At 72.0% G+C, this 13,593-nt stretch carries 15 protein-coding genes; 6 read left to right on the top strand and 9 right to left on the bottom strand.

All coding sequences use genetic code 11. The features are described from left to right. Positions 1-3 precede the first annotated feature (3 nt). From M5C96_RS22075 to M5C96_RS22035, 9 genes are all read right to left on the bottom strand, one after another. On the bottom strand, positions 4-1,230 hold the full coding sequence (locus M5C96_RS22075) for a DegT/DnrJ/EryC1/StrS family aminotransferase (protein WP_272565287.1): 1,227 nt from the start codon (positions 1,228-1,230) through the stop codon (positions 4-6). Beyond that, positions 1,220-1,630 carry a DMT family transporter gene (locus tag M5C96_RS22070; RefSeq protein ID WP_272565285.1) on the bottom strand — a complete coding sequence of 137 codons (411 nt, stop codon included), beginning with the start codon at positions 1,628-1,630 and terminating at the stop codon, positions 1,220-1,222. Before M5C96_RS22070 ends, M5C96_RS22075 begins: the two co-directional genes overlap by 11 nt. Next, positions 1,627-1,953: an EamA family transporter gene (locus tag M5C96_RS22065; RefSeq protein ID WP_272553130.1), complete on the bottom strand. Its 327-nt coding sequence runs from the start codon at positions 1,951-1,953 to the stop codon at positions 1,627-1,629. The genes M5C96_RS22070 and M5C96_RS22065 overlap by 4 nt, the downstream gene beginning before the upstream one ends. A gap of 59 nt (positions 1,954-2,012) precedes the next feature. Continuing rightward, positions 2,013-2,906: an alpha/beta hydrolase gene (locus M5C96_RS22060; protein ID WP_272569812.1), complete on the bottom strand. Its 894-nt coding sequence runs from the start codon at positions 2,904-2,906 to the stop codon at positions 2,013-2,015. Positions 2,907-2,917: 11 nt separating this feature from the next. Then, complete coding sequence (locus M5C96_RS22055; RefSeq protein ID WP_272569811.1) at positions 2,918-3,571, bottom strand: MtnX-like HAD-IB family phosphatase; 654 nt, start codon at positions 3,569-3,571, stop codon at positions 2,918-2,920. A gap of 70 nt (positions 3,572-3,641) precedes the next feature. Further along, complete coding sequence (locus M5C96_RS22050; RefSeq protein WP_272565283.1) at positions 3,642-4,565, bottom strand: HlyD family secretion protein; 924 nt, start codon at positions 4,563-4,565, stop codon at positions 3,642-3,644. Then, complete coding sequence (locus tag M5C96_RS22045) at positions 4,562-5,311, bottom strand: ABC transporter ATP-binding protein (protein ID WP_272565281.1); 750 nt, start codon at positions 5,309-5,311, stop codon at positions 4,562-4,564. Before M5C96_RS22045 ends, M5C96_RS22050 begins: the two co-directional genes overlap by 4 nt. Next, entirely contained in the window at positions 5,308-6,444 is a 1,137-nt protein-coding gene (locus tag M5C96_RS22040) for an ABC transporter permease (protein WP_272565280.1), read from the bottom strand. The genes M5C96_RS22045 and M5C96_RS22040 overlap by 4 nt, the downstream gene beginning before the upstream one ends. Then, on the bottom strand, positions 6,441-7,889 hold the full coding sequence (locus M5C96_RS22035; RefSeq protein ID WP_272565279.1) for an efflux transporter outer membrane subunit: 1,449 nt from the start codon (positions 7,887-7,889) through the stop codon (positions 6,441-6,443). Before M5C96_RS22035 ends, M5C96_RS22040 begins: the two co-directional genes overlap by 4 nt. A gap of 213 nt (positions 7,890-8,102) precedes the next feature. On the opposite strand from M5C96_RS22035, the gene M5C96_RS22030 reads away from it, so the two are divergent. From M5C96_RS22030 to M5C96_RS22005, 6 genes are all read left to right on the top strand, one after another. After that, positions 8,103-8,834 (top strand): response regulator, encoded by a 732-nt coding sequence (locus M5C96_RS22030; protein ID WP_272565278.1) that lies wholly within the window; start codon positions 8,103-8,105, stop codon positions 8,832-8,834. Between the two features lie 16 nt (positions 8,835-8,850). After that, positions 8,851-10,020, top strand: a complete 1,170-nt coding sequence (locus M5C96_RS22025; RefSeq protein ID WP_272565277.1) for a sensor histidine kinase — start codon at positions 8,851-8,853, stop codon at positions 10,018-10,020. Positions 10,021-10,194: 174 nt separating this feature from the next. Further along, on the top strand, positions 10,195-10,695 hold the full coding sequence (locus M5C96_RS22020; protein ID WP_272565276.1) for a hypothetical protein: 501 nt from the start codon (positions 10,195-10,197) through the stop codon (positions 10,693-10,695). Between the two features lie 112 nt (positions 10,696-10,807). After that, the gene (gene pyrC, locus M5C96_RS22015) at positions 10,808-11,857 is read left to right on the top strand and encodes a dihydroorotase (RefSeq protein ID WP_272565275.1); all 1,050 of its coding nucleotides are present in this window, start codon (positions 10,808-10,810) and stop codon (positions 11,855-11,857) included. Between the two features lie 70 nt (positions 11,858-11,927). Next, positions 11,928-12,815, top strand: a complete 888-nt coding sequence (locus M5C96_RS22010; protein ID WP_272565274.1) for an NYN domain-containing protein — start codon at positions 11,928-11,930, stop codon at positions 12,813-12,815. A 4-nt stretch (positions 12,816-12,819) separates the two neighbouring features. Then, complete coding sequence (locus tag M5C96_RS22005) at positions 12,820-13,557, top strand: DUF3025 domain-containing protein (RefSeq protein WP_442867333.1); 738 nt, start codon at positions 12,820-12,822, stop codon at positions 13,555-13,557. Positions 13,558-13,593 lie beyond the last annotated feature (36 nt).

Raw genomic sequence — 13,593 nt, 5'->3', positions numbered from 1 at the left:
GGGCTAAGTCCGCACCGCCTGCGCCAGCGTGGCGCAGATCCGCTCGAAGCCCGCGTCGTCTAGCCATGGGCTGTTGCTGATGGACAGCACCTGCGTGGCGAATCGCCGGGCTTGGGGCAGCCCTGCCGCGCGGTCCTCCGCCGAAACGAGGTGGGCGTATCGCCCGTAGTCGGGCAGCACGTGCACGAAAGGCACGCCCACGCCCAGGCCGGCGCCCCACAGGGCCGCCAGGGCGGCCTCGCGGGCTGCGGCGTGGGGCAGCAGCACCAGCAGGGTGGGCCAGGTGCCCTGCGCACCGCCGGCGGCCACGCTGTCCTCCAGCACCTGCAGCCCTGCGATGCCGCGCAGCCGTGCGACCCGCGCTGCGGCGCGCGCCTGCGCCGCGGCCAGCCAGTCGGGCAGCCGCGCGAGTGCCCGCACGCCCACCGCCTGCCGCCAGCGGCCCACGCGGTGCAGCGGAATGCGCGGCGAGAAATCGTCCCCCGCGGCGCCCACGCGGTCGCCCCGGGCGAGCGCCCGCCGCAGTGGCGCGCCGTAGGCCATCGGCAGGGTGGCCGGGCGGTAGAGCGCGGCGTAGGCCAGCAGTTCGGCGCTGCGGCGCAGTTCCCAGAAGATGCGGCGCGGCACGGTGCTGCGGCTGGCGTGCAGGCATGCGGTGCGCAGTTGCGGGTCGGCTGCGATGAGCGCGCCACCCTCGAAAAGGGTCAGTCCCTTGCCCACCGCCAGGCTGAAAAAAGCGAGGTCGCTGCCGGCCCCCACGCTCGCGCCGGCCGCGCGCGCACCCAGGGCCTGCGCCGCGTCCTCGATGACCCAGGCACCCGCGGCCCGCGCCAGACTGCGCACGTTGGCCGTGTCCACCACGCGGCCGGCCAGGTGCGTGGGCAGCACCGCCAGCGTGCGGTGGCCGCACAGCGGATCGAGCTCCGCGAGGTCCAGGTCGAGCGTGCCGGGGCCGAGGTCGCACAGCCGCAGCTTCAGGCCGCAGTGCGCCACCGCCATGGCCACCAGCGGGCAGGTATAGGCCGGCACCACGACTTCGTCGCGGTCGGGCGCGAGCGTGCGCAGTGCCGTGAGGACGACCACCAGCGCGGCGGTGCCGGAGCACTCCACCTGCACGGCGGGCACGCCCAGAAAGCGCGCGAGCGCGCCGCCCAGGTCGGCATCGCCACCGGGCAGCAGGTCGGCCATCCGCAGCGGCAGGCCCGCGGTGGGCGGGGCTTCACGCGCCATCGTTTGCTGGGACGTGCTCGGCCCCGGGCTCGGCATCGGCCTCGCTGCGTGCCAGGCAGGCGATGCCGCCCAGGATGAGCGCCGCGCCCGCCACCTGCGGCCAGCCGATGGGCTCGTTGAACCACACGGCCGAGATCGTCAGCACCGAGACGACTTCCAGGTGCGATGCGGCGAACGCCGGGCCGATCGGGGCATGCTCCAGCAGCGTCATCCAGGTGAAGAACGCGCCCAGGTAGCCGATGAAGGCCCCGTAGATCCACGGGTGCCCGAAGACCCGCACCAGCCAGTCGGCGGACAGCTCCAGCGGCAGCGCGTGCTCGCCCGCGAGCTTGAAGCTGATCTGTGCCAGCGTGTCGAACGCCACCAGCGCGAGGAACCCGATGGCATAGAAGCGCTTCATCCGTGCAAACCCACGACGGCCACGCCGGCCGACACCAGGAGGATGCCGGCCACGCGCATGCGCGACAGCTTCTCGCGGAACAGGAACCGGCCAGCCACCATGACGGCCACGATGTTGATGGAGCCCAGCAGCACGCCGTCCGACAGCGGCACGAGCGAGAGGAAAGCCAGCCACACCAGGAACTCGGCGACGTAGCAGCCCACGCCGATCCACAGCCACGGCCGTCGCGCCATGAACGCCCAGCGGGCCAGGCCGCTGCCGGCGCGCGGGTCGGCCGTGGCCGCCGCCTTGAACGCCAGCTGCCCGCCCGTGTCCACCAGCATGTTCAGCGCCCAGAGCGCTGCCACCAGCGGCGTGATGCCGCTCTCGGCCCCGGCCGGGTTCACGGCGTGCCCCCGCGGGCGACGTGCTCCGCGAACGCGACGGTGCGCGCCACGACGGCACGGCGCTCCCGGTCAATGGTGATCATGTGGTAGCTGTCGTCCAGCAGCACCAGTTCCACCGGCGCATACCGGACGCCCTGCACGATGGCCTGGGCGTTGGCGGCCGAGGCGATGTCGTCGTGGCGCGCATGCAGCACGAGGCAGGGCGAGCGCACGGCGTCCAGGCGCCGGCGCACGTGGGCCGCCAGCGCGCGCATCTCGATCACCGACCACCATGGGTTGCCCGGCAGGCCGGCCGCCGCGCTGTCGCCCGATTGCATCTGCGCCACCACGCGCTCGCGCAGCGCCGCGTCCTTGATGCCGTAGGGCGGCTGCTCCATGAAGACGCGGTGCCGCCCGATGCCGAGCATGCGAAACAGCGGCAGCAGGAACGACAGCCGCGTGTACGCGGGCATGCTCCAGCCGTCGTAGCGGAAGGTGGGCGACAGCGCCACCACGCCGGCCACCTGGGCCGGGCGATCGGCGGCCAGCGCCAGCGCCAGCACGGCGCCCATCGAGAGGCCGCACGCCACGAGCCGGCCGCCGGTCGCCATCGCCAGCCGGTCGGCGCCGCGCTGCACGCTGGCGTGCCAGTCCTGCCAGCGCGTGGCGACCAGGTCGTCCTGCGTGCCGCAGTGGCCGGCCAGCTGCACGGCCAGTACGGTGAAACCGGAGCGGTGCAGGCCCTTGGCCAGCAGGCGCATTTCGTTGGGCGTGCCGGTCAGCCCGTGGATCAGCAGCACGCCGGTGCCGGCATTCGGGCCGTGCCCGCGCAGCAGGTACTCGTGCTGCGTTCCGGCATCGCCGGGGCGGGCCGCAGCGTCGCCCAGGGGGAGGGCGGTTTCGCGGGACATCACGGCGGCGTTCATGCCGCCAGTTCCAGTGCCACGGGCTGCGGCAGCAGGGCCAGCGCCTGCGAGAAATCGGTGAACGCCGCATGGGCGATGCCGTGGTCCACGCAGTGCTGGATCAGCTTGTACTTGGCCAGCACGAAGTCGGCTCGGCCGGACACGCAGAAGTCCGAGGTGCTGTCGCCCACGTACAGCACGCGGCCATGCCGCTCGCGCTGCTCGGCCAGGCGTTCGCATTTGCAGTTGCCGCTGGCGCGCGCGCAGGCAGCGCTGGCCCAGGGCGATTGCAGCTGCCAGCTGCGCGGGCCGGTCTGCACCAGCCGGTTGGCGATCACCGGCAGGTCGCTCAGGCCATGGCGTTCCAGCACGGCATGGATGGCGTAGTCGATGCCGTCGCTCACCACCTGCACCGGCATGCCCCGCTCGCGGGCCGCGCGCACGAAGGCGCCGAAGTGCGGGTCCACCGCGATGGTGGCCAGGTGCGCGTCCAGCTCGGCGCGGTCCATGTCGAGCAGGGCCACCTGGCCCTTCATGCATTCGCGCGAGCCGATCTCGCCGCGCTCCCAGGCGGCCTCCAACTCCTCCCAGCCGTCGCGGCCGAAGCGCTGCAGCAGCGAGTCGGTCACGTCTTCGGTGCTGATGGTGCCGTCGAAGTCGCATTGCACCATCCAGCCCGAGCCGGTCGCGGGCTGGGAGACATGGCGTGCATCGACCAGGGCGATGCGGTGGGTTCTGGCGTCATTCATGGAAGCTCACTCTCACGTTCTGTCCGACCCGCGCGGTGGGCGCCTGATCGAACTCCAACACACATTCGACGATGCGCACGGGGCCGCGCTGGACGTCGTCCTGCAGCCGCCCGGTGCCAAGCACGGGGCTGATGCGCACCACATGCGCCGGCGGCATCGCCGCGGCGGCGGTGTCGCCATCGGTGGTAACGGTGGCGCGCTGGCCCACGTGCACCTGGGCCGCGTAGCTTTCGTTCAGCTCGGCCCGCACCACGAGCGGACGGCGCGGCAGCAGCGTGATGGCCGCTGCGCTGCCCGACGCCGGCGCACGCTGGCCGGCCTGCGTGCCCACGCGGACCACGGTGCCGTCTTCTGGCGCGTGCAGCTCCAGCCGTGCGCGCTGCGCCTGCACCTGGGCCAGGCGGCTGCGCGCCACTTCGGCCTCGGCCTGCGAGACGGCGAGATCGGCTTCGGCATCGCGCACGGCCTGCAGGGCTTCGTCGGTGCGCTGGGGTTCGGCGGCGCCCGCAGTCACTGCCTCGGACAGCCGAGCCGCCGTGCGGCGCAGGGCCGGCAGGCGCTGGGCGCGTGCCTGGTGGCGGGCCTGGGCCAGGTGCAGCTCGGACTGGGCGACCGCGGCTTCGCTGCCCGCGGCATCGCCCGCCAGGCGCAGCAGCAACTGGCCGCGCTGCACGGTCTGCCCTTCCTGCACGGCGACGGCCTGCACCAGCCCTTCCTGCGCGGGCGACAGTTCGAGCAGGCCGCCCGGCACTTCGATCTTGCCGCGCGCGACGGCCACCTGGGCCGGGGGCGGGGGCTCGGCCGCGACGGCCGAGGGCAGGGGCTTTTCGTTGCAGGCGACCAGCAGCACGGCCGTGGCGAGGAGCGCCGGGATCAGGCCGAGCAGCGACGGGGGCGTAAGGGGCAGGCGGGTCATGGGGTGTTCGTGGTCAGTGGCGCGTCGGGCTGGCGCCAGTCGCTGCGGATGGCGCCGTCCTCCATGCCCAGCACCCGGTCGGCATGGCGCACCAGCCGAGGGTCGTGGCTCACGCACAGCACCGTGGTGCCGTGCGCATGCGCGATGCGGTGAAGGATGTCGATGACGCGCTGGCCGCTGTCGGCATCCAGCGCGCTGGTGGGTTCGTCGGCGAACAGCAGTTGCGGTTCCTTGGCGATGGCCCGCGCGATGGCCACGCGCTGCTTTTCTCCACCGGACAGCTGCGCGGGCCGCATGCTGGCGCGGTGCGACAGGTCCACCTCGTCCAGGGCGCGGCGGGCGCGCTTTTCGCTCTCGCGGTCGCTCAGGCCCAGGTAGCCCAGCGGCAGCTGCACCTGTTCCAGCGCCGTCAGGGCGGGAAACAGGTTGAAGCCCTGGAACACGAACCCCGTGTGGTGCAGCCGAAAGCGCTCGAGCGCGCGCACGCTGAGCGCGCCCAGGTTCTCGCCCAGGGCGATGGAATGGCCCGCGTCCGCCCGCTGCAGGCCGGACAGCAGCGACAGCAGCGTGCTCTTGCCGCAACCGGAGGGGCCGGAGATGAGCGTGAGCTCGGCCGGGTAGATGGACAGTGTGAGGCCTTCGATGACCTGCACGCGCACGACGCCCGACACGAACGACTTGTGCACCTGCACCGCCTGGAGGCTGGGCGTGAGGCGGGGGGCTTCGGGAGCGGTGCCGTGGTTCATCGCAGGAGCAGGGCCGGGTCGGCCCGCAGCAGGCCACGGATGGCGAAAAAGCCCGAGAACAGGGCCACGATCCCGACCAGCACCGCGCAGGCGGCGGCTACGCGCGGCGTCATGGCGACCGGCACGCCATAGGCGGCGGCCACCCCCAGCAGCGCGGCGCTGGTGGCTCCGGCGACCAGCAGGCCCAGCCCGCCGATCCAGCAGGCCTGCTCGATCACGAGCCGGCCCAAAGCGCCGCGGCTGGCGCCCAGGGCGTTGAGCACGGCGTATTCGCGCGCCGTGCCGGCCACCACGCCCATGAGCGACTGGCTGGTGACCACGGTGCCGACCAGGCACACGACGATCACCATGAACAGCACGGCCACGCCGGCGCCGGTGTCGAACATCCAGTACAGCTGCGACCGGCGCGAGAACTGACGGGCCGTCCACACCTCAAACGGGCCGAAACCCGGGCCGCCCTGCGACAGCCGGGCCTGGGCGGCCGCGGCGTCCGCAGGGCTGCGGGTCCGGGCCACCACGTAGGTGCTGCCGGAGCCGGCTTCGGCACCGGCGATCTCGCGCGCGGTGTCCAGCGAGGCCAGCACGTTCACGCCACCCAGGCCGCGCAGGCCGTCCACGGCCGCGGCCACGCGCACCGGGTGGCTGTTGATCCACGCGGTCTGGCCGACCCGCACGCCCAGCGTGTCCAGATCGGCCCGGTCCACGATCACCGCGCCCGGCTCGCGCAGCGCATCGCGCTGCCATGGAGCGATGAGGCGGGCGAACAGCATGCCGTCGGGCGCGCTGCGGATGCCCGAGACATAGACCGAGATGCCGCCCGCGCCCGCCTGGGCACTGCGCCAGTCGCCATCGACCCAGAGGTAGGGCTCGACGGCGATCACGGCGGGGTCCATGCGCATCCGGCTTTCCACGTCGCGGCCGATGGCGCGGCCGAAGTTCACGCTCTGCGTGCCCGGGTATCCGGCCCAGAGATCGGCCGTCGAGGCCCGCACATAGACGGCGGCGCTGCCGAAGATGCCGAGCACCAGCGCGGCCTGCACCATCAGCAGCAGTCCGGAGAACCCCACGGCGAACACCGCCGGCACGAAGCGGCGCCATTCGTGCACCAGGGTCTTGCGGGCCAGTGGAATCATGGCGCGGTCCCGGCGATGCGCGTGGCCTCGGGCGCGGCCGCCCCGGCCGTGGGCTCGGCCGGCGGCAGTGGCGCACCGCCCAGGGCTTTGTAGAGGGCCACGAAGGCGAGGGCGCGGGCGTCCTGCGCCGTATCCCATTCCGCGGCGGCCTGCAGTTCGGCGCGCCGCTGCGGCAGGGCGTCGTATTCGCTGGCCAGCCCGAGGCGGATCTGCGCCTGCCCGGCCGCCGTGCGCTGGCGCAGCAGGCCCAGGGCCTGGGCGAGCGCGTCCGCGCGGGCCTGCTGTGCCCCCAGGGCCGCGAGAGCGCCCTCCACCTCGGCCACGCCGTTGTTCACGGCCTTGCGGTAGCCGACGAGCGCGGCGTTCACTGCTTCCTGCCGGGCCTGCACCTGCATCTGCCGGCGGCCCCAGTCGAACAGCGGAATGTCGATGACGGGCCCGAGCGCGGGGGCGTTTTCGCTGCGCGTGCGGAAATGCTGGGTGATGTTGTACGAATAGAGCAGCGAACCCATGAGCGAGATGCGCGGGTACAGCTCGGAGCGCGCCAGCCCCAACGCCGCGGCCGCCTTGTTCACCTCGGCCTCGGCGGCGTGCACGTCGGGGCGGGTGCGCAGCAGACCGGCGGGCAGTTCGGTCAGGGCGAACGGCGCCAGCGCGGGAGGCGCGCTGCCGGGCACCTCGGCGCTCCAGGCCGGATCGGGGGTGGTGCGGCCGAGCAGCACGGCCAGGGCCTGCGCGGCACGGACACTGGCTTCGGTCAGGGGCGCCTGCGCGGCGCGGGCCTGTGCCGCCCGCACGCGGGCCTGCACGATCTCGTCCGCCGGTCCCAGCCGGGTGCGCAGCCGCACCTCGGCCAAGGCGGCGCTGCGCTCGTCCAGGGCGGCCATCTGCGCCAGCCGCTGCGCCTGGCGGCGGGCGGCGCGCAGATCGAGGTAGTTGCGCACCACATCGGCCACGACCGCCACGCGAACGCCCTGGGCATCGGCCCCGGCCGCATCCAGCTCGGCTTCGCCGGCCTGGCGCGTGCTTTCGCCGGCGCCGAAGAGGCCCAGTTCCCACACCATGTCCAGGCTGGCGTGAAAGTAGGTGTCGGTGGCCGAAATGTCCTGCAGCGAACGGGCGCTGGCGCCCAGCGACGGCCGGAACTGCAGGGCCGCGCGGCCCGATTGCAGCCGGGCCTCGCGCAGCCGGCTGGCGGCCTGCGCCAAATCGAGGTTGCTGGCCAGCGCTTCCTGCACGAGGGCGTCCAGCGCAGGGTCGTTGAAGGCTTTCCACCAGGACCGCAGGTCGGCTGCCGGCGCACCGGCGGGCGCCGGCTGGCTCCAGGCCGCTGGCACCGGGGCCACGCCCTGCACCGAGGGGGCGTCGGCCCCACCGAGCGCGGCGCACCCGGCCACCAGGACGGACAGCGCGGCGCACGGCAGGAGGCGAAGGGATCGGTTCACGCGGACAGGACCTGGAGAGGGAAGGGCATTCGGGGAGGGTTTTCAGCGGGCATTGGGCCCGCCAAAATTCGCGCAGCCGTGAATACCGTGTGGAGAAAACGTGGAGACGCGCCGGGGCCCGGTGCGGAGGGCGGCCCATGGATAATCGGCCGGCGGTGTGCCGCCCTCGGACCCTCCCCGGGCCCCGTGGCCGCCGCCCTAGCTCCTGCTGCCATGAACAGTCCTGCCCCCCTGCCTGGTCCGCTTGTCCTCGTGGTCGAGGACGAACCCGGGATCGCCAGCATCCTCACGGCCTACCTGCAGCGCGACGGCCTGCGGGCGCAGCAGGCCGGCAACGGTCTGGACGCCCTGCGGCTGTTTCGCCAGCTGCGGCCCGACATGGTGCTGCTGGACATCCACCTGCCCGGCATGGACGGGCTGGACGTGCTGCGCGCCATCCGCGAAGAGGGTCAGACCCCGGTCATCATGGTCACCGCGCTGGCGGACGATATCGACAAGCTGCTCGGCCTGCGCCTGGGGGCTGACGACTACGTGGTCAAGCCCTTCAGCCCGCCCGAGGTGGTGGCCCGCGTGCGCGCCGTGCTGCGCCGCACGCGGTCGCAGGAAGCGCCCGCCACCACGCCGATCCGCGTGGGCCGGATCGAGATCGACCAGCAGGCCCATGCCGCCCTGGCCTACGGCGAGGACGGGCGCGCCGTGCCGCTGCCGCTCACGTTGACCGAGTTCCGGCTGCTGGCCTGCCTGGCGGCGCAGCCCAAGCGCTGCTTCTCGCGCGGCCACCTGATCGAGCATTGCCTGCCCGAGAGCGACGCGCTCGACCGGGTGATCGACTCCCACCTGTCCAAGCTGCGGCGCAAGCTGCAGCAGGCCGGGCAGGGCGAGCTGATCGAGACGGTGCGCGGCATCGGCTATCGCCTGTGGCCCGGCGAGTCCGCCGAGGGCTGACCCGAGCCGCCGCGCCATGCAAGGCTCCATCCTCGATCGCATCTGGGTCCGTTTCGGACTGTACATCGCCGGGACGCTGCTCGCCACCATGGGCCTGTTGGCGGCCAGCGTGGTCGTGTTCTCCGAAATGCAGTACCGCGATTTCTACCGCAACCTGCCTGCCACCGTGCAGCACGAACTGGACGAGCTCAACGACCACGACCAGGAGGACAGCCCCCAGGCGATGGCGATCTACGGGCAGTACTGGCGCGGCGACCGGCTGTTCGGCGAGAAGTGGTCGCTGGTCGTCGGGCTGGTGGTGTGCCTGCCTTTCGGGTTGGCGGTGGGGTTCTGGGTGTCGCGCCTGGTCACGCAACCCGTGGCCTCGATGGCCGAGGCCGCCACGCGCGTGGCGATGGGCGACTTCACCGTGCGGGCGCAGCCGGGCCGCTACAAGGGCGAGATGGCCGAGATGGTGGGCCACTTCAACCAGATGACCGATGCGCTGGAGGACATGGCGCGCGAGCGCCGCGCCACCGCCGCCTCCATCTCGCACGAGTTGCGCACGCCGCTGACCGTGCTGCGCGCGCGCCTGCACGCGATCTGCGACGGCGTCATCGAGGCCGACGCCGCCGAGTCGCGCGCGCTGCTGGAGCAGGTCGAGTACCTCGGGCGCCTGGTCGGCGATCTGCACACCCTGTCGATGGCCGAGGCCGGCCAGCTATCGCTCAAGATGGCGCCGCAGGACCTGGCGGAACTGGTGCGCGAAGCGCTGGCCGGCCACGCCAGCCGCATCGCCGAACACGGCGTGGCGCTCGATTTGCAGGTGCCGCAGGCCCCGAGCACGGCGCTGGTGAATGCCGACCCCGACCGCCTGCGGCAGGTGCTGTTCAACCTGGTCGAAAACGCGCTGCGCCACGCGGGCGACGGCGGCTGGCTGGGCGTGGCGGTCGAGGTGACGGCTGCCGGCGTGGCGCTGCGCGTGAGCGATGCCGGGGCCGGGCTGCCTACCGAGATGCTGTCGCGGCCGTTTCGACGCTTTCCGCACGCGCCCGGACATGGGGGCGAAGGCTCGGGCCTGGGGCTGTCCATCGTCCATGCCCTGGTGGTCCGCCAGGGTGGCACGGTCGAGGTGGAAAACCGCCCGGAAGGGGGCTCGTGCTTCACCGTGCGGTTTCCGACGGTGGCGCCCCAGGCGTTGGCCTGAAGGGCCGCCTCCCCGCGTGCGCTGCGCCCGGGCGGTGCGGGAATCTGTCCTACGGACCCCGCTGCCAACGGCCCACAGCAGGGGGAGGGGGCCATTTCTAGGATCGGGGCTTGTCGCGAGGACGGGCCTGACGCCCGCTCCTGCGGACTTCCAATGACCGATCCTGACTGGCCCATGAACGCTTTTCTCAAGACCTTTTCCGCTGCGGCCTGCACCGCCTTGCTGCTCACCGCCTGTGGCGGCGGCAACGACGACGATCCCACCCCGAGCGACCAACCCGGCGTGCTGACGGTGAGCAATGCCACGGTCTCGGGCCTGAACGGCGTGTACGGCGACGGCACCATCAACCTGACCGACGTGGACAAGAAGAACCCGGTGGGTTCGTCGCCCGAAGTCTGCACCTTCCGTTTCGATGGCGCCAAGAAGGTCGGCTCCAGCGACCTGGCCTCCGGCGACGTGCGCTACCAGCCCAATGCCGGCAACCTGTACATCGCCTTCCTCACGTTCTCGCAGCGCGAATTCAGCGCCACCGACTGGAGCGACACCACCGTGTCGCGCGATTCCAACCAGGTGCGCCTCCTGAGCAAGACGCTCACGGCCACCGATGGCTCGGGCGACCGCATCACCGTCTCGGGCATCGTGCCCATGCGCGGCAACCGTCCGTCCGGCTGCTGATCCGAAATACCAACCCGCAACCCCCTCGCCCCATTATTTGGGGTTTACCCTGTCCATCCTCCCGGGTGGGCAGGGTTTTTTCATGGGCCGGTGCGATGGGACAATGGCGCCCATGACCGCTGCCCACTCCCCCGACACCCTTACGATCACCCGCCCGGACGACTGGCACCTGCACGTGCGCGACGGCGAAGCGCTGCTCACCGTCGTGCCGCACACGGCCGCCCAGTTCGGGCGCGCCGTCATCATGCCCAACCTGCGCCCGCCCGTGACCACGGCGGCCCTGGCCACGGCGTACAAGGAGCGCATCCAGGCGGCGGTGCCGCCCGGCGTCGCCTTCGAGCCGCTGATGACGCTGTACCTCACCGACAACCTGGCGCCCGAGGAGATCGTGCGCGCCAAGGCGGCGGGCGTGGTCGCCCTCAAGCTCTATCCCGCCGGCGCCACCACCAACAGCGATGCCGGCGTGACCGATCTGCGCAAGACCTACCGCACGCTGGAGGCCATGCAGAAGGCCGGCCTGCTGCTGCTGGTGCACGGCGAGGTGACCAGCAGCGACATCGACCTGTTCGACCGCGAGGCCGTGTTCATCGAGCAGCAGTTCATTCCGCTGCGCCGCGACTTTCCGGAACTGAAGATCGTCTTCGAGCACATCACCACCCGGGATGCGGCGCAGTACGTGCAGCAGGCCGACCGTTTCACCGCGGCCACCATCACCGCGCACCACCTGCTCTACAACCGCAACGCGATCTTCACCGGCGGCATCCGCCCCCATTACTACTGCCTGCCCGTGCTCAAGCGCGAAACGCACCGCGTGGCGCTGGTGGAGGCGGCCACCAGCGGCAGCGATAAATTCTTCCTGGGCACCGACAGCGCGCCGCACCCGGCCCACCTCAAGGAGCATGCGAGCGGTTGCGCCGGCTGCTACACCGCCCATGCGGCGATCGAGATGTATGCCGAGGCGTTCGACCATGCCGGTGCGCTGCACCAGCTCGAAGGCTTCGCCAGCTTCCACGGCCCCGCGTTCTACGGCCTGCCGCGCAACCAGGGCACGATCACCCTGCGCCGCGAATCGTGGACGCCGCCGGGCAGCTTCGCCTTCGGCGAGGCCGAACTCAAGCCGCTGCGCTCGGGCGAGGCGCTGCCGTGGCGGGTGGTGGGGTGAACGCCACCGCGCACCCGGCGTGCCTGCCCGCCTTGGCGGCCGTGCTCCGACAGTCCCTGCGAGGCCACCCATGACCGCTTTCTTCATCGACGCCGACAACCTGTGCGCGCCCGCCTGGGTGGAGGAGGCCTTTCGCACCTTGGAGCAGCACGAGGGCAGCGTGTCCCTGCGCCGCGCGTACGGCAGTGCCGACAAGCTCAAGGGGCTCGGGGAGGTGCTGCGCACCCGCATGATCGGGCCCTACATGAACCTGTCGCTGACCAAGAACACGACGGACGTGGCCCTGGCGGTCGATGTGATGGAGCTGTCCTATGCGCCTTCGCGCCCGTCCACCATCGCGATCGGTTCGGGCGACGCCGACTTCGTGCCGCTGGTGCTGCGGCTGCGCGAGCGCGGGTTCCGGGTGGTGTGCCTTTCCGATCGCGGCAAGATGGCGCCCGAGGCCGTCAATGCCTACGACCAGGTGTTCCTGGTCGGGCCGGAGGGCGATCAGGTGACCGAGGTCCCCGCCACGATGCCGGAGGCCGCGCCACCGGCCCCCCGAAGCCCCGCGGCCAAGAAAGCGCCCGCGCGCAAAACCACCCCGCGCAAGGCCGCTGCGCCCAAGCCGGCGGTGCAGGCCGCACCGGCCAAGAAGGCGCCTGCGAAGAAATCCGCCGCCAAGAAGGCGGCTTCCACCACGGCGGCCAAGGCGGCGGCTAACGCTGGGGCGGATGGCCGTCGGGCGGGCTCGGGCGCCGGCGAGGCCGTGAGCGTCCGCCACATCCTGGACCACGCCCCCGCCCTGAAAGCCGGGCAGTGGCAGCCGCTGGGCGACATCGTGAAACTGCTGCACGACGCGAAGCTGCTGGGCAAGAACACGGCATCGACCAAGCTGTTCAAGAAATTCCCCGACCATTTCGAGCTGAAGCCCCAGACGCAGCCCAACGCGGTCCGTTACCTCCCCGAGGCGCGCTGAACCCGTGGACCCCGGCGCGTTCGGCGTGGCGCCGCCCTGGCTGCAGCCGTTTGAAGACCTGGGCCCCGGGGTCCGGGCGGCATGGCAGGCCGGCACGCCCCTGCCGGACGCCCTGAACCGGATGCCGGGCGCCGCCGTGCGCTTCGTGCCGCACTCGGCCCTGCCGGCGGGCCGGGCCTACGAGGCGTTCATCTTCGACACCGGCACCGTCCCCACCCGCGACAACCTGCACGATTTTTTCAACGGCCTGGTCTGGCTGCGCTATCCGCAGGCCAAGCACCGGCTGAATGCCCTGCAGGCCGAGGCCATCGCCCAGACCGGTGTGGGCGCGGTGCGCGGGCCGCTGCGCGACGCGATCACGCTGTTCGATGAAAACGGCGCCGTGCTGTTCGCCCCCGCGCCGCTTTGGCAGGCGCTGGCGGCGCGCGACTGGCGGCGGTTGTTCGTCGACCTGCGGCCGCTGTGGCGGCAGGCGCAGCTGGTGTTGTTCGGCCATGCCTTGCTGGAAAAACTCGAGGCGCCAAGAAAACCGATCACGGCGCATGTGTATCAAGCGCAGGTTGCTATCGATTCGGTAGCGGATGTGGATGCCTGGCTGGCCGGCGCGCTCGATGCGGCGCACCTGGCCACCAAGCCTTTTCTGCCGCTGCCGGTGCTCGGCGTGCCCGGCTGGTGGCCCGGGAACGAGAACTTTTGCTTCTATGATGACTCCCTCGTATTCCGCAGCGCGCGCCCCGCATAACAAACTACACCAGGGCCATCGCAACGCTGCGAACAC

This window comes from Acidovorax sp. GBBC 1281 (assembly GCF_028473645.1).
Lineage (GTDB): Bacteria > Pseudomonadota > Gammaproteobacteria > Burkholderiales > Burkholderiaceae_C > Paracidovorax.
Note: the sequence above shows the minus strand (reverse complement) of the source record. Positions and strands in the feature narration are given on the sequence as shown.